This is a genomic window from Rhizobium sp. IY2, from assembly GCF_047532935.1.
Lineage (GTDB): Bacteria > Pseudomonadota > Alphaproteobacteria > Rhizobiales > Rhizobiaceae > Rhizobium > Rhizobium anhuiense.
In genome coordinates this window covers 19,027-43,739 of record NZ_JBLKNU010000012.1, presented here as the reverse complement: position 1 = coordinate 43,739, position 24,713 = coordinate 19,027, and the positions used below count along the sequence as shown (strand labels likewise).

General features: G+C 56.4%; 20 protein-coding genes and 1 pseudogene. 13 read left to right on the top strand and 8 right to left on the bottom strand.

The window, feature by feature from the left end:
• The first annotated feature begins 77 nt into the window (after positions 1 to 77).
• The 5 genes from ACMUVN_RS27885 (at position 78) to ACMUVN_RS27865 (ending at position 7,755) form a co-directional block, all read left to right on the top strand.
• A complete protein-coding gene (locus tag ACMUVN_RS27885) occupies positions 78 to 1,643 on the top strand; it encodes a hypothetical protein (protein WP_414815758.1) in 1,566 nt (521 codons plus the stop codon).
• 63 nt (positions 1,644 to 1,706) lie between these two features.
• On the top strand, positions 1,707 to 3,077 hold the full coding sequence (locus tag ACMUVN_RS27880; RefSeq protein WP_414815757.1) for a DUF4910 domain-containing protein: 1,371 nt from the start codon (positions 1,707 to 1,709) through the stop codon (positions 3,075 to 3,077).
• A 258-nt stretch (positions 3,078 to 3,335) separates the two neighbouring features.
• On the top strand, positions 3,336 to 6,095 hold the full coding sequence (locus ACMUVN_RS27875) for a glycosyltransferase family 2 protein (protein ID WP_414815756.1): 2,760 nt from the start codon (positions 3,336 to 3,338) through the stop codon (positions 6,093 to 6,095).
• Between the two features lie 82 nt (positions 6,096 to 6,177).
• Positions 6,178 to 6,999, top strand: a complete 822-nt coding sequence (locus ACMUVN_RS27870; RefSeq protein ID WP_127431268.1) for an ABC transporter permease — start codon at positions 6,178 to 6,180, stop codon at positions 6,997 to 6,999.
• Positions 7,000 to 7,002: 3 nt separating this feature from the next.
• Entirely contained in the window at positions 7,003 to 7,755 is a 753-nt protein-coding gene (locus tag ACMUVN_RS27865; protein ID WP_127431269.1) for an ABC transporter ATP-binding protein, read from the top strand.
• Between the two features lie 26 nt (positions 7,756 to 7,781).
• Here the strand turns inward: ACMUVN_RS27865 and ACMUVN_RS27860 are convergent.
• A pseudogene (locus ACMUVN_RS27860) lies at positions 7,782 to 8,059 on the bottom strand (IS5/IS1182 family transposase); the annotation flags it as partial.
• A 146-nt stretch (positions 8,060 to 8,205) separates the two neighbouring features.
• Between ACMUVN_RS27860 and ACMUVN_RS27855 the strand changes: the two are divergent.
• The 8 genes from ACMUVN_RS27855 to pseG are packed head-to-tail and all read left to right on the top strand — an operon-like array spanning position 8,206 to position 17,901.
• Positions 8,206 to 9,666: a UbiA family prenyltransferase gene (locus tag ACMUVN_RS27855; RefSeq protein WP_414815754.1), complete on the top strand. Its 1,461-nt coding sequence runs from the start codon at positions 8,206 to 8,208 to the stop codon at positions 9,664 to 9,666.
• Positions 9,663 to 10,997 carry an FAD-binding oxidoreductase gene (locus ACMUVN_RS27850; RefSeq protein ID WP_414815753.1) on the top strand — a complete coding sequence of 445 codons (1,335 nt, stop codon included), beginning with the start codon at positions 9,663 to 9,665 and terminating at the stop codon, positions 10,995 to 10,997. The genes ACMUVN_RS27855 and ACMUVN_RS27850 overlap by 4 nt, the downstream gene beginning before the upstream one ends.
• Before the next feature lie 10 nt (positions 10,998 to 11,007).
• On the top strand, positions 11,008 to 11,745 hold the full coding sequence (locus tag ACMUVN_RS27845; RefSeq protein ID WP_414815752.1) for an SDR family NAD(P)-dependent oxidoreductase: 738 nt from the start codon (positions 11,008 to 11,010) through the stop codon (positions 11,743 to 11,745).
• Complete coding sequence (locus ACMUVN_RS27840; protein WP_414815751.1) at positions 11,745 to 12,677, top strand: NAD-dependent epimerase/dehydratase family protein; 933 nt, start codon at positions 11,745 to 11,747, stop codon at positions 12,675 to 12,677. The genes ACMUVN_RS27845 and ACMUVN_RS27840 overlap by 1 nt, the downstream gene beginning before the upstream one ends.
• A 10-nt stretch (positions 12,678 to 12,687) precedes the next feature.
• Entirely contained in the window at positions 12,688 to 13,968 is a 1,281-nt protein-coding gene (locus tag ACMUVN_RS27835) for an NAD(P)/FAD-dependent oxidoreductase (protein WP_414815750.1), read from the top strand.
• A 29-nt stretch (positions 13,969 to 13,997) separates the two neighbouring features.
• Entirely contained in the window at positions 13,998 to 14,387 is a 390-nt protein-coding gene (locus ACMUVN_RS27830; protein WP_047613713.1) for a GtrA family protein, read from the top strand.
• Positions 14,384 to 16,735: a hypothetical protein gene (locus tag ACMUVN_RS27825; protein WP_414815749.1), complete on the top strand. Its 2,352-nt coding sequence runs from the start codon at positions 14,384 to 14,386 to the stop codon at positions 16,733 to 16,735. Before ACMUVN_RS27830 ends, ACMUVN_RS27825 begins: the two co-directional genes overlap by 4 nt.
• 8 nt (positions 16,736 to 16,743) lie before the next feature.
• The gene (pseG, locus tag ACMUVN_RS27820; RefSeq protein ID WP_414815748.1) at positions 16,744 to 17,901 is read left to right on the top strand and encodes a UDP-2,4-diacetamido-2,4,6-trideoxy-beta-L-altropyranose hydrolase; all 1,158 of its coding nucleotides are present in this window, start codon (positions 16,744 to 16,746) and stop codon (positions 17,899 to 17,901) included.
• A 32-nt stretch (positions 17,902 to 17,933) separates the two neighbouring features.
• Here the strand turns inward: pseG and pseC are convergent, their stop codons facing one another.
• The 7 genes from pseC to ACMUVN_RS27785 form a co-directional block, all read right to left on the bottom strand.
• On the bottom strand, positions 17,934 to 19,103 hold the full coding sequence (gene pseC / locus ACMUVN_RS27815; protein ID WP_414815747.1) for a UDP-4-amino-4,6-dideoxy-N-acetyl-beta-L-altrosamine transaminase: 1,170 nt from the start codon (positions 19,101 to 19,103) through the stop codon (positions 17,934 to 17,936).
• Positions 19,100 to 20,098 (bottom strand): UDP-N-acetylglucosamine 4,6-dehydratase (inverting), encoded by a 999-nt coding sequence (gene pseB, locus ACMUVN_RS27810; protein ID WP_414815746.1) that lies wholly within the window; start codon positions 20,096 to 20,098, stop codon positions 19,100 to 19,102. Before pseB ends, pseC begins: the two co-directional genes overlap by 4 nt.
• 660 nt (positions 20,099 to 20,758) lie before the next feature.
• Complete coding sequence (locus ACMUVN_RS27805; protein ID WP_414815745.1) at positions 20,759 to 21,577, bottom strand: GNAT family N-acetyltransferase; 819 nt, start codon at positions 21,575 to 21,577, stop codon at positions 20,759 to 20,761.
• A gap of 89 nt (positions 21,578 to 21,666) precedes the next feature.
• On the bottom strand, positions 21,667 to 22,518 hold the full coding sequence (locus ACMUVN_RS27800; RefSeq protein ID WP_414815744.1) for an alpha/beta fold hydrolase: 852 nt from the start codon (positions 22,516 to 22,518) through the stop codon (positions 21,667 to 21,669).
• 14 nt (positions 22,519 to 22,532) lie between these two features.
• On the bottom strand, positions 22,533 to 23,003 hold the full coding sequence (locus ACMUVN_RS27795; RefSeq protein WP_414815743.1) for a DUF1348 family protein: 471 nt from the start codon (positions 23,001 to 23,003) through the stop codon (positions 22,533 to 22,535).
• A complete protein-coding gene (locus ACMUVN_RS27790; RefSeq protein ID WP_115112110.1) occupies positions 23,003 to 23,629 on the bottom strand; it encodes a pyridoxamine 5'-phosphate oxidase family protein in 627 nt (208 codons plus the stop codon). Before ACMUVN_RS27790 ends, ACMUVN_RS27795 begins: the two co-directional genes overlap by 1 nt.
• A gap of 99 nt (positions 23,630 to 23,728) precedes the next feature.
• Entirely contained in the window at positions 23,729 to 24,703 is a 975-nt protein-coding gene (locus ACMUVN_RS27785) for an alpha/beta fold hydrolase (RefSeq protein ID WP_024321371.1), read from the bottom strand.
• Positions 24,704 to 24,713 lie beyond the last annotated feature (10 nt).

Sequence of the window (24,713 nt, the reverse complement as noted above, 5' to 3'; positions counted from 1 at the left end):
TAGTTGCAAAAGATGCCAAATTCTATGCACGTTTACTTAGCTGGTCTGTGGTTCTGGATAGGAAAGCTATCGATGCATTGAACGACGACGGCGACTACCCTCTTGGCGCCTTTGATCTTTCCGAATGTATACGGCTGTCACTGGCGTTATCGGGCAGGATATGCCGACGTCTCGCTCGGGTGATGGCGCCAAATTCACCGACCGAGGCTGCGGCCCTGGAGGCAGCGTGGTTTTTTGCCGTTTGGACCGAGATCAGCGCTATCTTGCCGATGCGTCATCTCGCACGGTTTCTGCATAAGAAATTTGGCAAGAACCTTATTATTGTCCCCATCGACCATGGGCAGGTAACCTGTCTCAATCACTGGGCATACAATGAACTCGAGCCCTTCATTTTGGTCGCGGAACTGAGGCGGCGCGGTGCTAGAAGTTTTCTACTTGCTAGGTCTCAAGAGCTGTCGAACCGGTTTTCCGACGGAAAAGGCGAACTGAATTTTGTCGCAAACTCCGCCTGGTGGCATTCGCGCGTGGACGCCAAAATCCCCACGACAACGTTCGAAAAGGTTTTCGACCCGGAGGGAATGCGTGATCGCAACAAGGTGCGTTCTACGATCGGGCGGGCTGCTCTCGTCGGGACCGTGCGTGACCCGGCATCGGCAGCGGCAGCCGATATCCATCTGTGGAGCGAAGTTGACAACCCGCCTTCCATCAACGTGTCGTTCGATATTGTCTCGACCCGCAAGGCATTTTCAATCTTCGCTCCCTCCAATCCACCTCCCAAACTCACAGATGCCTTTCTGACATTTGTTGGAGGGCTGTCGAAGGCGGCGTGGGAGAATGCCAATAAAGCCGTCGCTGCCTCCAAGGCCCGCGAGGCCCATGTCTGCGATCATTTATTTTTAGAAGGCGCGCTTATGAGCCACGCCGTGGCCGCCGCTGGCGGACATATCCGCTTGTGGCCGCACTCCTCCAATGCCGGCCATGTTCCCTTTCAAAAACACGATGCATTAGCCAGTGTGACTGCCGTTACGGCGAGCGCCAAGCGGACGTGGTCGAGAGTGATCCCCTCCGAAATCGTAAATATCGACTCGAGTTTCATGCTCTCCGAGGCCTCCGGCACCCGCTCCTATGCGTCGGAAGAGCCCGTTCACATCGTGGTTTTTGCTGGCGCGCACCGGATCAACCGTATGCCGACGATGGATTGTCGTGCCCAAAAGGCGGTGCTGCAGAAATTTTTCGGAGCACTCGGCGAGTTGCCCGACAAATTTCAGGTTCTCGTTAAGCCGAAGGCCTACTGGGAAGAAGCCGACTGGCTTGAACAGTTTTTCCCGATCGGCCATCGTTTTCGCTTCACCGAGCAGACGACCAAGGAGCTAGACCTCCCAAACATGATATTCTTAACCGTCTCGCTGGGCTCGACCGCGCTCTTGGAAGGGATCGGGCGCGGCATCCCCGGCTTGATCGTTCGGGAGTTTCCCATTGTCGACTACACCGCCCTCGATGCCGAGCACTTCCAAGTCGGTGATACCGATTTCGTCATCGGGCAAATCAGGTCCTGCGCCGATCCGGCCTATTACCATATGCTGGCGGAGCGGCATCTTCGTTGGTACAAGACCGAGACGAATTTTCCTCGTGGGGTTATTTGAAGATTGGGTCCTGGCGGGGTGATGTCTGCGGAGGACTGCGTCAGGTTATTGTGGGAGTAAGAAATGCATGTTGGCGCGCCTGGCGGTGAGCTTGCGGGAACCGCTGAACCAATGAATTCCGACGCGGCGCGCGAATCGGGCCAAGCTGCCTACAATTTGGCTTGCGAACTGTTTCCGATAAACCGATCGATCACTGGACCCGGCGTGAGGCAAACGCTTGCGATATTGACGCGGGAAATGCCGGAGTTAACCACTCATTCCGTTCCTTCGGGAACACAGGCTTTCGATTGGGTCGTGCCGGATGAATGGGACGTTCGAGAGGCCTATATCGAAGATCCGGAAGGCAATCGTATCGTCGATTTCAAGGCCAACAATCTCCATCTGATGGGATATTCGGAGCCGGTGAACTGCGAACTGTCCTTGGACGATCTGCAAGCGCATCTTTATTCGCTTCCAGACCAGCCGGATGCTATACCCTATGTTACGTCCTATTACTCCCGCCGGTGGGGATTTTGCCTCAGTCACCATCAGCGTTTGTCGTTGAAACCTGGACAATATCGGGTTCGGATTGACTCTACGCTCGCGCCTGGCAGCCTGAATTACGGCGAAATTCTCATCGCCGGTGATAGTGCAGAAGAAATTTTCCTATCCACCTATATTTGTCATCCCTCCATGGCAAACAATGAACTTTCTGGTCCAGTTGTTACAACCGAGATTGTCAAATGGCTGATCTCGCGAGATAGGCTTCCCTATTCATTTCGCGCCATATTCATCCCTGAAACGATCGGCTCTATTTGCTATCTCAGTCGCAATCTGGGAGTTATGAAAGAAAGAGTGCGTGCCGGGTTCAACATCACCTGCGTGGGCGACGACCGCGCCTATTCTTTCCTGCCATCGAGGGACGGCAATACGCTGGCAGATCGTGCGGCTCTCCACGCCTTGAAGCATGTCGCTGGCGAGTTTGAGCGCTATTCTTGGTGGGACCGTGGCAGCGACGAACGGCAATATTGCGCTCCCGGTATCGATTTGCCAGTTGCCTCACTTATGCGTTCCAAATACGGCGTTTACCCGGAATATCATACGTCACTCGACAATCTGGATCTTATTTCACCGGCTGGCCTTGGGGGAGCTATTCGAGCCGTTCAAGGGGCAATCTTAGCGGTGGAACAGGATCGTCATTACAAGATCAATGTTCTCGGCGAGCCGCAGCTTGGGAAGCGGGGCCTCTATCCCACCATTTCCACAAAGACATCAGGCGCAACCGTCAGACTGATGATGAACGTTATCTCTCAGCTCGACGGCAGAACATCGCTTTTGGAGGTGTCGAATAGGATCGGCGTGGCGATTTGGAATATCTATCCGATCGTCCTGAAACTGGTTGAAGTTGGGCTTGTCGAGGATCTCTCACTTACCGCTCAGCCGTTAAATGCTTAAAGGTTAGGTAGGCTCACAGATCAAGGTCACGGGAGATGAATTCGCGACCATTATCGACGCGGATCGCTGCCCGATAGGCGATCTGCCGGCCAACCCGACCCACCAGAGGTTGCTCCGCGCGCGAGGCCGAAACCGGATCATTCCGGCGGTAAAATCCTGTGGGAAGCCCTTTTGTCAAATACCCTATTTCCAACACAGCAATTATCGATAGAAGCTAAACTCAATAACGCAGTGTTCCAAATGCCGAGAGAGAGCTAGATGCTTGTATCCAAAAATTCGCTCGAACCTTCTCAGCACGTCAGAAAATCGGCCTGGCTCGAACATGCGCCTTTCGCCTTCTGGCTGATGCAGGAGTTGCGGCCTCGCACCGTGGTCGAACTCGGGACACACAACGGCTTTTCCTTCCTTTCATTCTGCCAGGCAGCCAAGGGGGGTGGGATCGGCACAAAAATCTACGCCATAGACACGTGGCAAGGGGACGAGCATGCCGGTCTCTACGAGTCTGAAGTGCACGATTCACTCCGAGCCGAATTGTTCAAGGAATATCCAGGCATCGGCACTATGGTGCGATCGACTTTTGCCGATGCGAGGCCTCAGTTCGCCGATGGATCAGTCGATCTTCTGCATATCGATGGGCGCCATCGCTATGAGGATGTGCTGGAAGACTTTCAAAGTTGGGAAAGCGCGCTATCCGACAGAGCGGTAGTCCTGTTTCATGATACGCGAGTAGAGACCGGCGACTTAAGTGTCTGGAAGTTTTGGGCGGAGATTTCGGCCGCGCATCCGAACTTCGAGTTTCATCACGGCAATGGTCTGGGCGTCCTCGTCGTGGGCAAGAAGGCGCCGGAGGCGTTGAAGGCTCTCTGCGCTCTTACGCCGGAAGAACAAGCCGTCAACCGCATGCTCTACTCGAGGCTGGGTCTCGTCAATTCTCTTGATCACCAGATAGACGTGGCTCGTGAGCAATTGGGGGTCATCGGGGAGCAGGCAAAGCTGCTGACGGCCGATCGCGACCGTATCGCCAATGCCTTCGAACAACATCGCCAGGCGATGGACATGATGCTGTCTTCGACGAGCTGGAAATTGACGGCTCCGCTCCGGTTGGCGAACCGCGCCGGTGCCCGTATTCCGCAGCTCGCCAGCATGATGCAGATGTTGGCAACGAGACACGGCGGTTATGCGCGCCTTGCACAGAGATCGCTGAACATCCTGAGGCGGGATGGATTGGCAGGCGGTAAAACAGCATGGGCGCGCGCCAAGGCATTGCGTCATGGAGGCAACCCGCTTTCCGGCAACGACTATGAGAGCTGGCTTAAGCGATATTCCGGCCTCGATGAGGTGGGACGCGAAAAAATTCGGTCCGAAATTGCGTCGTGGGAAAAACCGCCGCTGATTTCGGTCGTCATGCCGGTCTACAACCCGGAGGTCGATTGGCTGAAAGAAGCGATTGCGTCTGTGCAGGCGCAGCTCTATCCGTCCTGGGAGTTATGCATCGCGGACGATCAGTCGACGTCCGAGCATGTACGCCCCCTACTTGAAAAATTCGCCGCTGCCGATCCGCGCATAAAGGTTGTTTATCGCGCTACGAACGGGCATATATCCGAGGCCTCCAATTCCGCATTGGAACTCGCGTCCGGCAGTTGGATGGTCCTTCTCGATCAGGACGATCTTCTTGCGGAAGATGCGCTGTATTATGTCGGTCGTGCCATCAGCCGTGAGCCAAACGTTGCGTTGATCTATTCCGATGAGGACAAGATCGAAAACGGCCGGCGTTATGATCCCTACTTCAAGCCGGACTGGAACCCAGATCTGTTGCGGTCGCACAACATGGTTTGCCATCTTGGCGCGTACCGGATGGATCATGTGCGGGCTATCGGCGGCTTTCGGATGGGCTTTGAAGGCGCGCAGGATTACGATCTGGTGCTGCGCTTCTCTGAGGGCCTGCTGCCTGGGCAGATCTGCCATATCCCGCGGGTTCTGTACCACTGGCGAAGCCATTCCGGCAGCACGGCGCAAAGCGGCAGCAACAAAAATTATGCCGCCATCGCCGGTCAAACCGCCCTGAACGAACATCTGCATCGGACGGGGCTGGCTGGTCACATCGAAATATTGCCGACTGGAATGTACAGGGCGCGGTACGATCTGCCGCCCAATCCTCCGAAGGTAAGCCTGATCATTCCAACGCGAAACGGATTGCGGCTTCTGCGTCAGTGTGTCAGCTCCATTCTCGAGAAAACCACCTATCCCAATTTTGAGATCCTGATCGTCGATAACAATTCGGACGACCATGCGACGCTTCGCTATTTCGACGAAATTCGGTTGCACGAGCGGGTGAAAGTCGTTCGCGATGGACAGGCTTTCAATTATTCCGCAATCAACAACAAGGCCGTCAGTCTTGTCGACGGCGAATATGTCGGCCTGATCAATAACGATATCGAGGTCGTCTCTCCGGATTGGCTGAGCGAAATGGTGGCGATCGCCATGCAGCCGAAGGTCGGAGCGGTCGGCGCGCGGCTGTGGTATCCGGATGACCGGCTGCAACATGGCGGCATCATTCTCGGCATCGGCGGGGTGGCCGGTCATGCCCACAAGATGTTGAGACGCGGCGAACATGGCTATTTCTCGCGGGGCGAGCTCACGCAAACGCTGAGCGCGGTAACGGCGGCATGTCTTGTCGTCAAAAAGTCCACATACGAACTGGTCGGCGGCCTGGACGCGGAAAATCTCAAGGTCGCGTTCAATGATGTCGATTTCTGCCTGAAGCTCCGAGAGGCGGGCTTCCGGAATGTCTGGACGCCCTACGCTGAACTACGCCATCACGAGTCGGCAACGCGAGGGGTAGAAGATACTGCCGAAAAGAAAGAGCGCTTCCAATCCGAGGTGCTTTTCATGCTCCGGCGCTGGGAGAAAGTGTTGATGGCGGATCCGGCCTACAACCCCAATCTGACACTGGAATACGAAGATTTTTCGCTTGCATGGCCTCCGCGAAACGATATTGATCCCACCCTGGCGTCCTGACATCCAGATGGACAAAAATTGAAGTTTATTATTGCCATCGAGCGGTCACGGCGCATGCGCCAGGAGACACCGATGGAACAGCATGATCGAGAAGAGCACGATGGCGACGCGAGCTAAAAGCAATACCATGCGTGCGCTGGATGATATCCGTAGCGGGTTCGACCAGCGTGAACTATGGCTATACCTGGGCTGGCGAGAGATAAAGTCGCAATACAGCCGCTCTATCATAGGCCCGTTGTGGCTGACACTTTCCATGGGAATGATGGTTCTTGGTCTCGGTGTGCTTTATTCCCAGATATTGAAGATCGATGTCGCGAATTACCTGCCCAGGCTTGCGATAGGTCTCATCGTCTGGGGCCTGATCAACGGAATTATCATCGGGGCGTGCAGGATATTCGCCGTTGCCGGTGGCGCCATGCGGCAGATCAAGATGCCGGTCAGCATGTTTATCTTCCAGTTCATCTGGAGTCAGCTTCTGGTTTTTGTGCATAATTTTCTAATATATATAATTATCGCGGTAGTATTCCTGATGAATCCGGGCTGGAATGTCCTTCTGTTCTTTCCGGCGCTCTTTCTTGTTATCTTAAGTGGATTTTTTATATCAATGATACTCGGTCCGTTATGCGCGCGGTTTCGCGACGTGCCGATGATCATTGGAAGCGTTATGCAGATCATTTTCTTCATGACCCCAATCATCTGGAGCGCCGACCAGATGCCAAGCCGCGCATGGGTCCTGACCGCAAATCCCTTCTATCATTTTATCGAAATCATCCGGGATCCGTTGCTCGGAAAAACGGGCACTCTACTCAACTGGACGGCGAGTGTCGGCATTACGATTGCCCTTGGTGCGATCGCTACGGTCTTTTTCGCCCGTTACCGCGCACGCGTCGTCTATTGGAGCTAATCCTTGGCTAAAATTTCTCTGAAGGATGTCGTGGTCGACATTCCGATCTACGGTGCCAGCCATCGTTCTTTGAAGAATAGTATTCTCGCTTCAGCCACAGGCGGGCAGATAAAGCCCCGTGAAGGCACCGGTTCGGTCGTGATTCGAGCGATCGAAGGTCTGACTTTGGATATCGAACATGGCACGCGCCTTGGCCTGCTCGGCCACAACGGCGCAGGAAAATCGACAATCCTGCGGGTGATGGCCGGCATTTACGAACCGTCGGTCGGAACAGCGGAGATCGACGGCGAAGTCGCATCAATGTTCGACATTGGCTTCGGTATGGATGTCGAGGCAAGTGGCTGGGAAAACATCATTCTGCGGGGAATGTATCTCGGATACAGCCGCAAGGAGATCGAGGCCCGCGCAGAAGAGATCGGTGCTTTGACGGGGCTGGGCGAATTTCTCGATATGCCGCTTCGCACTTACAGCGCCGGCATGTCGACACGGCTTGCCTTCGCAATCTCGACATCGATCAAGCCGGAGATACTGCTTATCGATGAGGGTATCGGCGCAGGCGACGCGGCATTCCTTGCCCAGGCGCAGGAACGGATGCGCACTTTCATTTCCAACGCCGGAATTCTGGTGATGGCGTCTCACTCGAACGATCTGTTACGGGCATGGTGTAAGGAGGGCCTCTGGATGGAGCACGGTCGCATGCGGATGCGTGGCCCTATCGACGATGTCCTTGCAGCTTACACCAAGTCGCTCGGATAGGTGCAGCCAGCGCGTTACTCGATAATCTGGCCGGCGGTCAGTACGAGACGAACGGGACATCCAAGGCCACGTGCGGCCATCTGGATTTTGGTGGTCAAGCCGTGGTGAGAACGGCCAAGGGCCCGATCTTCAGCCCCTTTTCTCGTCGGAAGCGTGCTGGTGGGCGCGAATGATGGTGCTATCGACAATCAGCTATTCGAAAACACCGTCGTCCGACATCGCCTTATGGAAACGCCACCAGACACCCTTTTGGCGCCACCGGCTTTAGCGACGAAACATGCTGTTCCATGTCGCCGAACAGTTCGCTTCGGTTGGGCGTCGCAGATCGCCACAACCCGATTGGTGTGTTATTGGACCCCCGTGACAGGTCCTAGGCCAGAATCATTGTTGATATTGGGTCTTGGGATTCCGTATAGCGAATGGTCGGCAGAAAAATAGACTTAGGTGGTCATGGAGACTTCAAATCAGTTGTTTGACGGTTGTCTGAACCCAGAATCGAAATTGCCTATCATTGTGGATCTGGATGGTACGCTGATCCTGTCGGACACCTTGCATGAGTCCGCTGCGGTTGCGCTTTTCCGTAAACCGCTGGTTCTGTTTCACGCGCTGAGACAGCTCGTGAACGGCCGCCATGCACTGAAGGCTGCGCTCGCGAAAGAAGTCGACTTGACCCACGAGGTGTTACCGCTTCGGGAGGATCTCGTCGAATGGTTGCGCAGCAAGGCAGAAGAGGGGCATGAACTCCATCTTTGCTCGGCCGCGAATCAATCCGTGGTAGACGCGGTTGCGAAAAGAGTCGGCATATTCGCCTCGGCCGTCGGCTCATCAAGCTCAAATCTGAAAGGCAAGGCCAAGGCGCTGTATCTCGAAGGTCGCTTTCCTGACGGCTTCATCTATGTCGGTGACCATGCGGCGGACCTGCCTGTATGGCAGGCGTCAAAGGGCGTCGTGCCCGCCGGCGTCAGTCAAAGTGTGTCGCGGGAGCTCAAGCGGCGCAACCTGCCGGTGATCGCCGAATTTCATTCGCCGTCACTGAAGTTCAGGGAGTTCTTGAAGGCCATCCGCGTTCATCATTGGACCAAGAACGTTCTGCTTTTTGTTCCATTGATTCTGGCCCATGAATGGACCAACCTCTTACTCATTCTGCAAACCGTCTCAGCATTCGCCTGTCTCCTGGCGGTCACCTCTGCCACCTATTTGCTCAATGACATTGCCGACCTCAATACGGATCGTCAGCATTGGTCGAAACGCTACAGGGCCCTGGCCAGCGGCAAGCTGTCTATCCGGGCCGGTTTCATGCTCGCGGGTGGGCTGCTGGTAGGCGGTTTCTTTTTCGCGGCCTTGCTGTCCCCGCAATTCACGCTCGCCCTCCTTGCGTATCTGGTGATAACGGGAGCGTATTCGCTGGGCTTGAAGCGGGTTCCTCTGCTCGACACTCTTATTATCGGCATACTTTTCACGACACGCCTCATCATGGGGACGGTCTTGCTCGAGAGTTCGAAGCCGGCATGGCTGCTGACCTTTGCCGTGTTCCTGTTCTTTTCGCTGGCCGTGGCAAAACGTCATACGGAAATTGTTCGGGCAGCAACCAGCGGCTCGCTGAGTCTCAAGAGTCGCGGTTACGAAATCGAGGACGCGCCTTTGACGCTTTCGTTCGGTATCGGCACCGCCCTGGCGTCGCTCGTCGTCCTGATGATCTTCGTCTTGCAGGAGATGTTGCCCGGCAAAGCCTATTCCTCTCCGCATTTCCTGGGTGGAATTCCTATCATGCTGTCGATTTGGCTTGGCAGAATCTGGCTTCTGGCACACCGGGGGAAGATGAACGACGACCCGGTCAGCTTTGCCATTCGCGACCGTATCAGCGCTGGTCTCGGCGTCGTGGTCGCGATCTTGTTCCTGGCCGCACTATGACCAGATTCGAGCCGGCCGACGTCCGTTCGTGGGGTAATGTGCTGCAGGCGGAACACCATGCAGCTTTTCCTGCCTGGCGAGACCAGCTTGCCCGCATCGTGCTGTCCGGCCGCCAGGAAGGGCGAGCGCTTTTAGCGACGGGCCTGCGTCGCTCCTATGGTGACAGTGGCCTCAATCCCGAAGGCGGATTGATTGATATGACCGGTCTCGACCGGATCATTGACTTTGATCGAGAGCGCCGCCTTGTTCGGGTGGAAGCGGGCTTGTCGTTCGACGCCTTGCTCGGGGTCATCGTCCGCCAGGGATTCTTTCTACCTGTGACACCCGGCACGCGTTTCGTGACGATGGGCGGCGCCGTCGCAAACGATGTGCACGGCAAGAACCATCATATCAACGGCACCATCGGACGCTGGGTCCGCAGGATCGGGTTGATGCGCTCCAACGGCGAGGAACTTGAGCTAACGCTCGAAAGCGATCCCCAGCTGTTTTCTGCGACGATCGGCGGCCTGGGGCTGACCGGTGCGATAACCTGGGTTGAACTGGAAGTCCTGCCGATCGAGAGCGCGGTCATGGAAGCCGAAAACATTCCCTTTGACAATCTCGACATGTTCTTCTCTCTGGCAGCCGAGAGCGACAACGCGTTCGACTACACGGTCTCCTGGATCGATTGCCTCGCAAAAGGCGCATCCCTGGGCCGCGGAATTTTCACGCGTGGCAACCACGCAAAGACCGGCTCTCGCCTGCCGGGCCGCGGGAACACCAAGTTCACGATGCCGCTCAGCCTTCCCAGCCTCTGCATGAACCGTTATTCGATCAGCGCTTTCAATTCGCTGTATTTCTGGAACGGCAAGCGAAAGGCCGGGAAGCAGAACATACCGATATATCAGTTCTTCTATCCGCTCGATTCCATCGGGCGTTGGAACCGGATGTATGGCAGCAAGGGAATGTATCAGTTTCAGTCGGTGGTACCGCCGGCCGTCGAGAAAGACGCTACGAAAGAAATGCTAAAGACCATCTCCGCCAGCGGGCAGGGGTCGTTTCTAGCCGTTCTCAAGACATTCGGCGCGATTTCCTCGCCCGGAATGCTGTCTTTCCCGCGACCGGGAACGACATTGGCGCTGGATTTTCCAAATCATGGCGAGACCACCTCGAGGCTGATGGCTCGGCTCGATGATATCGTGCTGGAAGCGGGTGGTCGGCTCTACCCTGCCAAGGATGGCCGTATGCCGGCACGAATGTTCAAGGCCGGTTATCCGGCTTGGCAGGACTTCGCCAAATACGTAGATAGCGGGTTCAGTTCGCATTTCTGGAAGCGTGTATCGCAAGAGTAAGGGGGCTCCATTGCGGGTTATCATTTTAGGGGCCACCTCGGCGATCGCCTCTGCGGCCGCGAGGCTTTATGCAGCAGAAGGCGCAAGCCTGCTGCTGGTCGGGCGGGACGAAAATCGTCTGGCGCAAGCTGCCGCGGATCTGAAGATGCGTGGCGCGGAGACCGCCGAAGTCGCCATCAGCGATCTCGGCGACCCGGCTGACGTTGAGAAGCGGTTGGACGCATTCGTCAGGCAGCTTGGCGGCGTCGATCACGTTCTCCTGGCCTATGGCATCCTCGGCAATCAGGGCGAGGCCGAGCGCGATTTGGCCGACGCGGAAACGATCCTGCGGGTCAATTTCAACTCGGCTGCCGCGTGGTGCCTTGCGACGGCCAACATTATCGAGAAGCAGGGCCGCGGCACGCTCGCCGTCATCGGTTCGGTTGCAGGCGACAGGGGCCGCCGAGCCAACTTCATCTATGGGGCGTCGAAGGCTGGTCTGGAGGCGCTGGTTGTCGGCATAGCGCATCGTTTTGCCGATAAGGGGCCGCGGGCTGTGCTCATCAAACCCGGTCCGACGATGACACCGATGACCGAGGGCATGAACCGCAAGGGTGCGCTCTGGGCCAAGCCGGAACAAGTCGCGGCAATCGTTCATGCGCGTGCGTATCGAGGCGGCCCGGTGGCGTATGCTCCGGGCTTCTGGCGCTACATCATGTTGATCATTCGGAACCTTCCGAGCGCCATTTTCAACCGAATGGAAATTTGATGTCGAAGATAGTCATTACCGGCGCAGCCGGTCTGGTCGGTCAGAACGTCATTGCGCGATTGAAGAGCGAGCCCGGCCTGCAGATCGTGGGTATCGACAAACATCCGAGCAATACCGCGTTGCTTCGCCGGCTTCATCCCGAAATCGAGGTGATCGAAGCCGATCTTGCGGTGGACGGTCCATGGAAGAACGCTTTTGCCGATGCAAGTGCCGTTCTATTGAACCAGGCGCAGATCGGCGGCCTCGACGAGCAGGAATTTATCGACAACAACGTCGTGGCCACCGAGCAGATCGTCGCAGCTATGCGCAAGCACGGCGTCCCGTATTTCGTGCACATCTCGTCATCCGTGGTGCATTCCAAGGCCGAGGACTTTTATACAAGCTCCAAGACTGCGCAGGAACGTTTGATCGACACTGTAACCGATATCCCGCATGTTGTGTTGCGGCCGACATTGATGTTCGGGTGGTTCGACCGGAAGCATCTGGGCTGGCTTCGCCGCTTCATGGACCGCGTGCCTGTCTTTCCTATCCCCGGCGACGGAAAATTCATCCGCCAACCGCTGTATGTCGGCGATTTCGCAGCCATTATCATCTCGTCGCTGCGCAACAAGCCGGTCGGGAGCTTCGACATATCGGGGCTGGAGCAGATCTACTACGGCGACGTGATTCGAATGATTCATGACACCGTGAAGCCGAGAGCACGCATCATCAGGCTGCCCTACCGCCTGTTCTGGCTGTTGCTGTTCGTCTACGGCAAGTTCAGCAGCAAGCCTCCCTTTACGACCAGTCAGCTTGAGGCTCTCGTCATCCCTGAGACGTTTCCGGTCATCGATTGGCCGGGATTGTTCGATGTTTCACCGACGCCGCTGCGCGAAGCGATCCGCCAAAGCTACCTGGATCCGGTTTACAGCAGCATCGTATTGGAGTTTTAGGAGACGTGAGATGAGCCGGGTTGTGGTTATAGGCGCTGGCGCCATGGGACTGGCGGCAGCGCACAGAGCTGTGAGTTTAGGTCACGACGTTGATCTCATCGAGGCGGATAGCGTCGCGGGTGGGATGGCGGCGCATTTCGATTTCGGCGGCGTGTCGATCGAGCGGTTCTACCACTTCGTATGCAAATCGGATGAACCGACGTTTGCCTTGATGAAGGAACTCGGTATCGGCGATCGCATGCGCTGGCGGCCGACATCGATGGGCTACTACATGAAGGGACAGATCCATTCCTGGGGGGATCCGATCAGTCTGTTGAAATTCCCGCATCTCAGCCTCATTGCCAAGATTCGCACCGGTCTGCAGATGTTCCTGACCACGAAGGCGAAGAGCTTCGCTTCTATCGAAAGCAAGACCGCCCGAGAGTGGCTGGAAGGCGGTTCGGGGCGGGAAGTGTACAACACGCTCTGGAAGCGCCTCATGGAACTGAAGTTCTATGAGCTCGCAAACGACGTATCCGCATCCTGGATTGCCACGCGGGTCCGGCGCATTGGCAATTCGCGGCGTTCCATCTTTCAGGAGGAACTGGGTTACATCGAAGGCGGCAGCCAGACGCTCGTGGACGCCCTTGTTTCCGCCTACACGACGCAAGGCGGCCGTCTGCATCTCGGGATGCCCGTGGAGCGTATCGAGACCGAGGCAGGCAGGACGACGGGAGTGACGGCGGCGGGAAAATTCTTCCCCGCGGACGCTGTCATTTCGACTGTGCCGACACCTTACATCTCCACGCTTGTCCCGTCTCTGCCGGAAGCGTCGAAAGCGAAATACGACGCCATCCGAAACATCGGCGTCGTCTGCCTGCTGTTCAAACTGAAGAAATCCATCAGCCGGAACTTCTGGATCAATATCGTCGATGAAAGCATCGAGATTCCGGGACTGATCGAGTTTTCCAACTTGCGGCCGGTCGAGAACACGATCGTCTATGTTCCCTATTATATGCCGACCAGCCAGGCGAAGTGGCAATGGAGCGATAGCCAGTTCGTTGAGGAGGCCTTTGGCTATCTGCGCAAGGTCAATCCAGCGATCACCCGGGACGATCTCATAGAGGCCAAGGTCGGGCGGCTGAAACACGCGCAGCCTGTCTGCGAACCAAACTTCCTCGACAAGCTGCCGCCGATCCAGACGCCGATCGCCGGCCTGCAGATTGCCGACACCTGTTATTACTATCCCGAGGATCGCGGGATTGCTGAAAGTGTCCGCTACGGCCGGAATATGGCGGAGGCATTGACTTGATAAGGGACGGGGTCGTCAGCCTTTTCTCGATGCCGTTCGTCCGATTTGCAGTATCAGGCGGGATCGCGGCGGCGGCCAACATTCTTTCACGGATCGCGCTGTCGACGATTATGGACTACACGCCGGCCATCGTGCTGGCATACCTGATCGGCATGTCGACAGCCTATGTGCTGATGAAGATATTCGTCTTCGAGAAGTCGGGGCGGCATGTCGGCCATGAATATATTCGGTTCGGCCTTGTCAATTTCGTGGCATTCGCGCAGGTCTGGCTTGTGAGCGTCGGACTTGTCCACTTCGTCGTTCCGCTTGTCGGGTTTAATTTCCATGCGGAAACAGTCGCTCACGTCATCGGCGTCCTGAGCCCGATAGCAACAAGTTACTTTCTCCATAAATACTTTACGTTCGGGAGCCATCGGTGATGTTGAAGACGTCTGCACCGGGAAAAACATGGTGGATCGCTGCAGTCGGTTTTCTGCTTCTGTTCGTCAGTCTTTATCTCAAGTTTCAGCCGCTCGCCCTTCATCCGGTGCGGTCAGGCCTTGACCCTTCGTGGCAGGCGGCTCTGGCTTACGGTGTCGAACATCACCTGTTGTTCGGCACAGATCTCGTCTTTACCGGTGGCCCTCTATCCAGCCTCTATACCCAGCAGTTCGAGCCCATAACCGCCTTCGCCGTGGCGATTATATCCCTTGGCATCGTCGCCTTCGTGGCTCTTGCGCTAGGCCTGCTTTTTTCCGCATCCGGCAACGTCCTCAGCATGATTTCAGGTTGGGTCCTGGTGTCTATCTGCATGATTTCCAAGGACACCCTGCTGCTGCTCGTGCCGCTTCTGGGCGCGCTATACGGGTTCGAGAATGACTCGAAACGGGGGCTGCCTGTAACGATTGCAGGCGCGTATCTATCGGGCATACTCGCGCTCGCCAAGTTTTCCACATTCCCGGTGTCCATACTGGCCATGCTGCTGCTTGACGTCGTGGCGGTGCGTCGCCGACGAGTTCCGCTGCATTTTCTGGTGATGGTGGCCGGGCTCTACACGGGCCTGTTTATCTCCGGCCAGCCTCTGGCGCAGTTGCCTGCGTTCCTGGTCGCGAGCCTGCAGGTTTCCGGGGGCTATTCCAGCGCAATGAGCCTGTCCGTCTTCGTGGCGGATCTTGCGATCTGGCTCGCAATCGCGGCGGTGTTCATCGTGGTCCTTCTTCGTGATGCCGCATCGCGGGCTGGCAGCATACCTTACGACATCCTCATCGCCCGACCTCTCGTCATTGCCGGCTTTCTTTTCATTGCCTTCAAGGCTGGGCTTGTTCGCCATGATCTCCATACGCTTATCTCCTGGAGCGCGTTGGCGATGGTGATTACGGCGGTCGGATTTTCAGCATCCTACGTAGGGACGCGGTGGAAAAAGCTCCTGATCCCGATGGCCTGCGTCTGCATTATGCCGAGCTATGCCGCCCTTTATGTCGCCTATAAGATGTTGCCTTCAGAAAATATTCGGACACTGCCGCAACAGATATCCGAAGGCTTGGTCCGAGGACGCGAGTTTCTGTTTCGGCCAACCGTTTGGCTTGATAAGCTTAAAGCCGAGAATGCCGCCTCTCTGGCTGCCATTCGCCAAAAAACGCCGCTGCCGGCGTTGAACGGTTCCGTTGATATCATCCAGTCAGAGCAATCGGATGTCATCGGGAATGGCCTCGACTACCGTCCTCGTCCGACTGTGCAGGAATATACCTCCTACACGCCAGAACTGATTGAGCGCGTTCGAGCCTTTTATGACGGCCCTGAAGCACCGGAATACGTGATCATGGCCCCAGGCTCGATCGACGGACGGCATCCGGCTTCCGCCGAGGGAGCGCTGTGGCCGCTATTTTTTGCCAGATATGAGCCTTTTATCGAAACCGATCGGCAGATCATATTGCGGAAGCGTCCGACCGCGGTATCGGGCGTGAAAAAGCAGGATATCGAAGTTCAGACGGAACTCGGCCAGGACGTTCAGCTGCCGAAAACAGACAACCCGATCATGATCGCAGTCGACATGCGGCCGACCCTTCTCGGGCGCCTGGCGGAGCTGATCTACCGACCGCCGATGTCTGAGATATCCGTCAATTATTCCGATGGATCGACCGGCGTCTACCGGCTGATACCCGGGATGGCAGCCGATGGTTTTCTTGTTTCACCGCTGGTTGTCGACCCTGTCGCATACTTGAAGGTTTCTTCCGGGCACTCGGATTACCCGGATCTCAGGCACGCGCAGTCGGTCAATATCAAGTCGGGGGTCCGGCATGGTCTTTTCTATCAATCGGCGATTACGGTGACTTTTACCGAGCTCGACAAGGATGTCCTCAGAAAGGCTTCCGGCGGACCGATCATCGAAAACGCCCTGCTGCGCGATGAAAAAATTCTCCCGCTTTTACGCGCGAACGCGCTGAATGGGGCGACTGTTTCTCGAGTGCCCGAGGGACTGCTGGCCCATGCGCCGGCTGTACTGCGTCTACCGGTGACACCCTCATCAAAGCTATCGCTCTCGTTCGGCATACGGCCTGGCGGCTGGCAAGATGGCGGTCACACGGATGGCGTATGTTTCTTCGCCAGAAATGGAAAACAGGCCCTAGCACAAAGATGTCTCGATCCAGCCGCTGTAGAGGCGGATCGCGGCGAGCAGACAGAGAGTTTCGCCGTACCGGCTGATGTTCACGAGATCACGCTTGAAACCGAGTGCAAGGCCGGATGTGCCTGGGATTGGAGTTACTGGAGCTCAGTCGCTGAAGAATAGGGTAGTCGATGATGCAAGATCCGGGCGCGCAAGATCGGGATTTCATCTGTGAAATGACGCAGAAAATTCTCTTTCGTGCTGACGCGTCCGCTGACATCGGAGCAGGCCACGTGATGCGGTGCCTGACCTTGGCGAACACTCTGAAGGCCAACGGCTACCGCTGCGTTTTTGCCGCGAGGTTCATGCTCGAAAGCCTTGGAAGGCTGATTGAGGATGCCGGGCATATCCTGGTCAGGTTGGATGGCGGCTCTGAAAATGTTACCGATGGCGAACCTGTCTTGTCTCACGCCGGCTGGCTGGGCGTCGCTCAGGAAACCGATGCAGATCAATGCCTGCTGCTGAGCAGAAGCGGGCAATGGTCCTGGATCGTTGTGGACCATTACGCAATCGATTTCCGGTGGGAAAAAAGGCTTCGCCCGTTCTGCGATCGCCTGATGGTGATCGATGATATCGGCGATCGCGTCCACGACTGCGACTTGTTGCTGGATCAAAACCTCGGAACCGGTGAGCAGAAGTATGCCGGCAAAGTACCTTCCAATTGCAGACTTCTGTTGGGTCCGGGCTATGCGTTGTTGCGTCCGGAATTTGCTGAGTTGCGACACTACAGCCTGGCTCGCCGGAGAACGCCGCAACTGCAGCAGCTTCTTATCACCATGGGCGGAGTGGACAGGAACAACGTGACATCGGACATTCTGGAGGCGTTGAAGAGATCTCCGCTATCTCCATCGTGCCAGATTACGATCGTTATGAGTTCTCAATCGCAATGGCTGAGAGGTGTGCGCAATTTGGCGCGGTCGATGCCCTGGCCGGCAAAGGTCCGTGTTGACGTGACCGATATGGCGCTGCTGATGGCAGATAGCGATCTCGCGATAGGCGCCGCCGGCGGCAGCGCGTGGGAGCGCTGCTGTCTCGGCTTGCCCAGCCTCACTGTCATACTGGCGGATAATCAAAGGCAAAGCGCTCACGCGCTTTCATCGCGAAAGGCTGTTATAGCGCTGGATCCGAACGGTCCCGAATCCCTTGCCGAAAGCTTGCCGAAAGCCCTATCGGCTCTCATCGGAGATGGCCTCGAGGTAATGGTGGAGCGCGTCTCTGCGGTAGGAATTGATGGTTTGGGGGCAGTGAAGGTGGCGTCCGAGATAGCAGGCGTGTCGCCTGCCAGGTAATCCGCCGTCCCTGATCGGGATGATCGACAGCCTTATGCGGTAACGGCTTCCCGCAACGCCACGATGACCTGCTCCTGCTGCGCATCAGTCATCGTTGGGTACATCGGAAGGGTTATGGCCTCTGAATAATAGGATTCAGCCTCCGGGTAGGTGTTACGTTGAAAGCCCATACGTTGATAATACGGCTGCAGATGCACCGGGATATAATGGAGGTTCACATTGATGCCTTGCATCAGCATCGCGTCGAAAATGTCCCTGTGACTCTTCCCGATTTCTCCCGATTTGACACGAATGACGTAAAGATGCAGCGCGGAGTATCCGTCAGGATGCTGCCAGGGCGTGATCACAGGCAAGTCGCTGAACGCGTCGTCATAACGTCTCGCCAATTGATGGCGCTTGGAGACGTAGCTGTCCAGACGATCCATCTGGCTTATTCCCAGCGCGCCCTGCAACTCGGTCATGCGGTAGTTATAGCCGAGATCTATCTGCTGATAGTACCATGGCCCGTCCGGCTGTTGCGTCATCCTGTCGGGTTCGCGGGTAATGCCGTGGCTACGAAAGAGGCGCATCTTGTGGGCGAGTTCTGGGTCGTTGGTAACGGCCATTCCGCCCTCTGCCGAGGTGATGATTTTTACAGGATGAAAGCTGAATATCGCGATGTCGCTATAGCGGCAGTTGCCGATAGGCTCGTTGAGATAGCGACCTCCAATCGCATGCGATGCGTCCTCGATAACGGCAAAGCCAAAACGAAGCGCCAAGGCATGGATCGCCGCAAGGTCACAGGGCTGCCCGGTCAGATGGACTGCGACGACCACCTTCGGCAGGCGTCCCCTTCGCTCTGCTTCCAACAATTTTTGCTCGAGCGCTGCCGGCGAAAGATTGTAGCTGTCCTTGTCGATGTCGACGAAGTCGACATCAGCGCCACAGTATAGAGCGCAATTGGCGGAAGCTACGAAGGTGATCGGGCTTGTCCAAAGCAAGTCACCGGGACCAAGTCCGAGAGCGAGGCAGGCAATGTGGAGCGCCGAGGTCGCGCTGTTCACCGCAACAGCATGGAGTGCACCGCAATAGGATGCGACGGCCTGCTCGAAACGAGGCACGACAGGGCCTTGCGTCAGAAAGTCAGATCTCAGAACGGCGACGACTGCGTCGATATCCGCATCGTTGATATCCTGTCTGCCATAGGGAATGGAGGAACTCATATCATTCCGATCTTGAGACGATTTTCTTCGATCCAGGTCTGGAGAGATGCAACGCTCAGCCATTCCTTATTGTTGTCGCTGGTATAGCTGAAGCCTTCCGCGACTTTCACCCCGTCCTTTATGCGCTCGGCACTGGTGCCCCAATTATTGATGGCCGGCAGTATCTTGAAATGATCGTTATATTCGTAGGTGTAGAAGGAGTCTTCTTCGCCGATCATCTGCTCATGAAGTTTCTCGCCTGGGCGGATACCGACAATTTCGATCTGAGCTTCCGGTGCAACGGCGGCGGCGAGATCCACCATCTTCATGGAAGGGATTTTTTTGACGTAGATCTCGCCGCCTTCCATGTCGTCGAAAGCGTGCCAGACCAGTTCCACACCTTGTTCAAGCGTGATCATGAACCGGGTCATGCGCGAGTCGGTGATGGGCAGCACACCCTTGTCTTTGATGGAGAGGAAAAACGGAATGACCGAGCCGCGCGAGCCCATGACGTTTCCATAGCGAACCACCGCAAAGCGTGTGCGATTGCCGCCCGAATATGAGTTGCCCGCGACAAAAAGCTTGTCGGAAGCGAGTTTGGTTGCTCCGTACAGGTTGATCGGGCTGCTGGCTTTATCGGTCGAGAGTGCAACGACGCGCTTTACTCCGCGGTCTATGCAGGCGTCGATGACGTTCATGGCGCCGTTGATGTTGGTCTTGATGCACTCAAAGGGATTGTATTCCGCTGTCGGCACTATCTTCGTTGCCGCGGCATGAACGACGTAATCGACCCCGTCGAGCGCCCTGTACAGACGCTCTCGGTCTCTCACATCACCAATGAAGAAGCGTACTCGCTTGTCGGCACTGTATTTCTTGGCCATTTCCCACTGCTTCATTTCATCGCGTGAATACACGATGATGCGGCGCGGGTTATAACGTTCAAGTGTCATTGGAAGAAATGCATGGCCGAATGACCCGGTGCCGCCGGTGATGAGGATCGATTGACCTGTCAGCATAATTCACGTTCTCTTCAACATCATTTAATCGTAATCTTCTAACGACGCGTTCTCGGCCAAGCAAGGGTTTGCGACGTCGATACAGTCCGACTTGAGTGCCGACGAAGCTGCCAGCCAGGCAAGCAGACATTGTCGTTTGCTCACCGCAAATCACATGCGGAGCTGTCGTAGGCCTATGAATTCGTCCTCGGAAAATTTTGGCTGGGGAACCTGGATTCTCACATGATTTCAATGGCTTAGCAAAATAGCCTTTGATTTCCCTATATTTTCCTGCCGTGAGCGACCGTGGATGCCATCTTTGTGCCCTGGCTTTGGGCATCAGTCAACCGGCGGCGTTAGCGGAAATAATTGCCGCGCTGAGCGCCGAAGCTACCGAACTGGCGACCACCGCAGCACGGCGGCTTCGCGCCCCATCGCGGCCGTAGAGCGCACCCTAGCCGAATCCCGAAAGCGGACATCCAGGGGGATCGGCGAGAGCTGAGTGCGACACGAACCTCGTTCAACGCGCGTATCAATCGGTGCTGGAGGATGGAATGGGGTTGCAGGCTGATCCGGAAGCAGATGACATTCTCTCAGAGTTCGAAGCACTCATCCGACAAGCGCGGCAACTGGAAAGGAAGCAACAGCTCGAGCCGCAAACCCAGGGTGTCTGGCGTCCCTTTATGAACCGTCCGGGAACCGGTAATTCATTCTCGTGTAAATTTGCTCGAATCCGGCCCCGATGAGATTGGCGTGAGAGATATTTGGCTCGTCGGCCGAAGGCTGGGCGGTTTCGACGACGAATGTCTGAACGCCTTGACTGGCGCCTTGGTTCAGACGCGCGGTAATGAGGGCCTTCTGTGCCCCTCGATTGCGAAACTCGGGAACTGTCGCGCCACCGCCCAGCCACGCATAGCCGCCTGATGCGTACATCGCGCCTGTCGCAATTGGTTTGCCATTCAACTCAGCGAAGAAGCGGGCCCAGCCTTCCTTACCGGCGATCGCTGACCAAAGCGGCGTCAGGCTCGCCGGAAAGCCAAATCCGGCGCCCATCATCGAGCCGAAGATTTCGGCTTCGGTGACTTTGACCTGCCGGGTAGCGACCTCTCCAGAATGGATGAGTGGCGTGGAAGGCACTGTGCGCCGTAGCTTTGCCCATCCGTTACCTTGGGGAACAAGGCCCCGTTTCCTTATCCAATCGTGTGTCTGTTGAGGAGCGGTGGCAGCGTTCATTTGCAAGTAACGCCGGCCTGCCTTTCTGCTCATCCACTCATAGGCCGTGTCGAGGTCTTCAAGTGTTGCAAGGCCAAGGATACGATTGAGACCGATGGCGGGCGCGTTGGGCAGCGATATTGCGCAACCTGCACCCAATTGCATGCAGCGAAACTCAGCCTGGTCTACGAGCGTCTGGGGCGCGATCATGAACAGATCGATAAATGCTCTCGCTTCGATGATATCTTCTTCGGGCACCACTTGGCGCGATGCTGACGGGCGATCCATGGCAGTGTCCTTGAACTATCAGTAAGCCAAACGGAATTCATCGCAGCGAGGTCAGCCACGGTAGAAGCAGGCTGAGGCTGCTAGCGCCGTTAGGTCAGGAAGTTGGCTGTTGCGGTGGCGATTTCTCGGGAATGCGTCTCCAACGCGAAGTGGCCTGTATCGAGGAGACGGATCTCGGCATTCGGGAGATCGCGTTTAAAGGCCTCCGCGCCTGCGGGCAGGAAGAATGGATCCTTGTCGCCCCAGATAGCCAGGAACCTGGGCTGATACTGGCGGAAATAAGCTTGAAACATCGGATACAGAGTCACGTTGCTCGCGTAGTCGAGCGCAATATCGAGCTGGATTTCTTCAGCATCCGGACGCGCCATGTAGAAGGCATCGAGCGAATAGCCATCGGGAGACACGTTCGATAAATCCGAAACGCCATGCTCGTGCTGCCAGCGGATGGCGGCGGGTTTCATGATCTCGCGCAGCGCATCGCGGTTGGCGGTCGTGGGATCGGACCAGTATCGCCTGATCGGGTTCCAGACGTCGCTCAACCCCTCCTCGTAGGCATTGCCATTTTGGGAAATGATTGCTGTCACCCGCTCCGGGAACTTCATCGCGACGCGGAAACCGATGGGCGCTCCGATATCGAAAGCGTAGAGGGCAAATCGTTCGATGCCCAGCACCTCAATGAACCTCTGGATGATGCGGGCAAGATTGTCGAACGTGTAGGCGAAATTTTCGCGCGCGGGCGCCTCCGACTGGCCGAACCCCGGTATGTCGGGCGCGATAAGGTGAAATCGGTCGGCGAGTAGCGGAATGAGGTCCCGAAACATGTGGCTCGAAGACGGAAACCCGTGCAGCAATAACAGGGTCGGTTTGGTTGGTTCTCCGGCCTGCCGATAAAATACTTCGAGACCGTCGATATCAACGCGGTGATAGGTGGAATGCCTCATCTTGTCCTTCCCCCTTAGAAGCCGAAATCGCTGAGGCCGGGATGCTCATCCGGTCGACGGCCAAGCGGCCAATGAAACTGTCGATCATGGCTTTGGATGGGTGCATCGTTGATGGAAGCGAAGCGCTTTCGCATGAGGCCATCGGCCCCGAACTCCCAATTTTCGTTCCCGTAAGACCGAAACCAGTTGCCGCTGTCGTCATGCCATTCATAGGCAAAGCGAACAGCGATGCGATTGTCCGTAAAGGCCCAGAGCTCTTTGATCAGCCTGTATTCGAGCTCGCGTTGCCATTTCCGGGTAAGAAAGCCGACGATCGCTTGGCGGCCATTTACGAACTCCGAGCGATTGCGCCACTGGCTGTCGTCGCTATAGGCCAGTGCCACTTTTTCGGGATTGCGGCTATTCCAACCGTCTTCTGCAAGCCGGACCTTTTCTGTTGCGGAAACCGCCGAAAACGGCGGCAAAGAGGGTCTTGTGGCGTTCATTATTTTTCTCCCAAGGCTTCGAGCCGGCGCCGCAGGTCTGCATTCTCCGCCTCCAATTGAGCCAAGCGCTCACGCAATGGTGTCGCTGCTTTCTCGACTTCGTGTTCGGTGTAACGCGGAGTGATATGCTGAGGGCAATTCCAATCGAAGGCTTCCAGCCGCAGCCGGAAAATCCGCTCAGCCTTTGCTCGGTAGCCGGCATCCAAAACAAGATCGGTCAGTGCCGGGTCGGCATCGAGTGCAAGCTTCTCGACATGCACGTAGATTTTGAGGCGGGCTCGCCGCGGGTAATCAACCAGAAAGAGACAGGCCCGATCGTTTGCGGCGAAGTTACCGGTACTGATGTATTGGCGGTTACCCCGGTAGTCGGCGAATGCCAGTGTCTTGTTGTCAACGATCTTGAGAAAGCCCTGCGGCCCGCCGCGATGCTGCACATAAGGCCAGTCGGTTTCCGACACAGATGCAATATAGAAGCTGTCCCGAGCAGCGATGAAGGCGCGCTCGCTGTCGGTGAAACTATCCGACTCTCGATGGTGATCGCCCAACCATATCTGATCGGCACCCATTTCAGTCTGGGCCAGCCGCACATTCGGAGTGATTGCAACTTCCAAAAAATGGTACGGCATGGGAGATCTCCAAAATCTGGAATTTAGTAACCGCCGTTCAGCGGTGTGACCTCGGGTTTGCGGAACCTTGGTCACACCGCCGGTGACCATGTCTGATGGTCACTTCTTCGCGACGTTGCGATCCAGGAAGTCGTTGATTAGAGGAGCAGCGACGTCAAGTTTTTCTTCGAGCAGGAAGTGACCCGAATTCAAGACATGAATTTCGGCATCTGGGAGGTCCTTGAGATAAGGATGAGCGCCGGCCTCAGGAAAAATATAGTCGTTCTTGCCCCAGACGATGAGCGTGGGAGGTTTACGCTCACGAAAGAAGTTTTGGAAGTCAGGGTAAAGCGGCACGTTGGTGCGATAGTCATACAACATGTCGAGCTGGATGTCTTTGTTCCCTGGTCGGTCCAGGAGAGCCTGGTCGTGAACCCAGTTGTCGGGGCTGATGCGCGATACGTCTTCCATCCCGTCGGTGTACTGAAACTTGGTCGTTTCGAGCGTGACCAGACCGGAGAGCGCCTCACGGCTCTTCTGCGATCCATCGGACCAGTAGGTCTTGATGGGATCCCAGAATTCCTTCAGCCCTTCATCATAGGCGTTGCCATTCTGGATGATCAGCGCACTGACCCGCTCGGGATGTTTCAGCGCCAGGCGGTATCCCACCGGTGCACCATAATCCATGACGTACATGGCGTAGCTTTTGACGGCCAGATGATCCAGCAACTTGTCGACGATATTGGCGACCCCGCCAAACGTATAGGCAAATTTGCTATGATCGGGAGATGCGCTTTGCCCGTAACCCGGATAGTCCGGCGCGATGACGTGGTATCGATCTGCAAGCAGCGGGATCAGATTCCGGAACATGTGGGATGACGTCGGAAAACCATGAAGCAGCAGCACGACCGGAGCGTCGGCCGGCCCGGCTTCCCGGTAGAAGATATCGAGACCCTCGATCTTTGCGGTTCGGTAGTGGACGGGAACCGGAGCCTCGCGAACGTCCGTCGTGGCCTGCGCGGGAAGCGCTGACGCCACTGTTGCGGCAGTCATGCTGGCGGTCGCCAGCATCAAGCACATAATCAAGCTACGCATGATGGTCTCC

Excerpts from the sequence above, each read along its gene's own strand:
- pseB (WP_414815746.1), bottom strand. The coding sequence starts at position 20,098 with ATGCTGACAGGTCAATCGATCCTCATCACCGGCGGCACCGGGTCATTC.
- ACMUVN_RS27800 (WP_414815744.1), bottom strand. The coding sequence starts at position 22,518 with ATGAGGCATTCCACCTATCACCGCGTTGATATCGACGGTCTCGAAGTA.
- ACMUVN_RS27805 (WP_414815745.1), bottom strand. The coding sequence starts at position 21,577 with ATGGATCGCCCGTCAGCATCGCGCCAAGTGGTGCCCGAAGAAGATATC.
- pseG (WP_414815748.1), top strand. The coding sequence starts at position 16,744 with ATGATGCAAGATCCGGGCGCGCAAGATCGGGATTTCATCTGTGAAATG.
- ACMUVN_RS27795 (WP_414815743.1), bottom strand. The coding sequence starts at position 23,003 with ATGAACGCCACAAGACCCTCTTTGCCGCCGTTTTCGGCGGTTTCCGCA.
- ACMUVN_RS27840 (WP_414815751.1), top strand. The coding sequence starts at position 11,745 with ATGTCGAAGATAGTCATTACCGGCGCAGCCGGTCTGGTCGGTCAGAAC.
- ACMUVN_RS27785 (WP_024321371.1), bottom strand. The coding sequence starts at position 24,703 with ATGCGTAGCTTGATTATGTGCTTGATGCTGGCGACCGCCAGCATGACT.
- ACMUVN_RS27850 (WP_414815753.1), top strand. The coding sequence starts at position 9,663 with ATGACCAGATTCGAGCCGGCCGACGTCCGTTCGTGGGGTAATGTGCTG.
- ACMUVN_RS27880 (WP_414815757.1), top strand. The coding sequence starts at position 1,707 with ATGCATGTTGGCGCGCCTGGCGGTGAGCTTGCGGGAACCGCTGAACCA.
- ACMUVN_RS27855 (WP_414815754.1), top strand. The coding sequence starts at position 8,206 with ATGGAGACTTCAAATCAGTTGTTTGACGGTTGTCTGAACCCAGAATCG.
- ACMUVN_RS27835 (WP_414815750.1), top strand. The coding sequence starts at position 12,688 with ATGAGCCGGGTTGTGGTTATAGGCGCTGGCGCCATGGGACTGGCGGCA.
- ACMUVN_RS27870 (WP_127431268.1), top strand. The coding sequence starts at position 6,178 with ATGATCGAGAAGAGCACGATGGCGACGCGAGCTAAAAGCAATACCATG.
- ACMUVN_RS27830 (WP_047613713.1), top strand. The coding sequence starts at position 13,998 with ATGCCGTTCGTCCGATTTGCAGTATCAGGCGGGATCGCGGCGGCGGCC.
- ACMUVN_RS27790 (WP_115112110.1), bottom strand. The coding sequence starts at position 23,629 with ATGCCGTACCATTTTTTGGAAGTTGCAATCACTCCGAATGTGCGGCTG.
- pseC (WP_414815747.1), bottom strand. The coding sequence starts at position 19,103 with ATGAGTTCCTCCATTCCCTATGGCAGACAGGATATCAACGATGCGGAT.
- ACMUVN_RS27875 (WP_414815756.1), top strand. The coding sequence starts at position 3,336 with ATGCTTGTATCCAAAAATTCGCTCGAACCTTCTCAGCACGTCAGAAAA.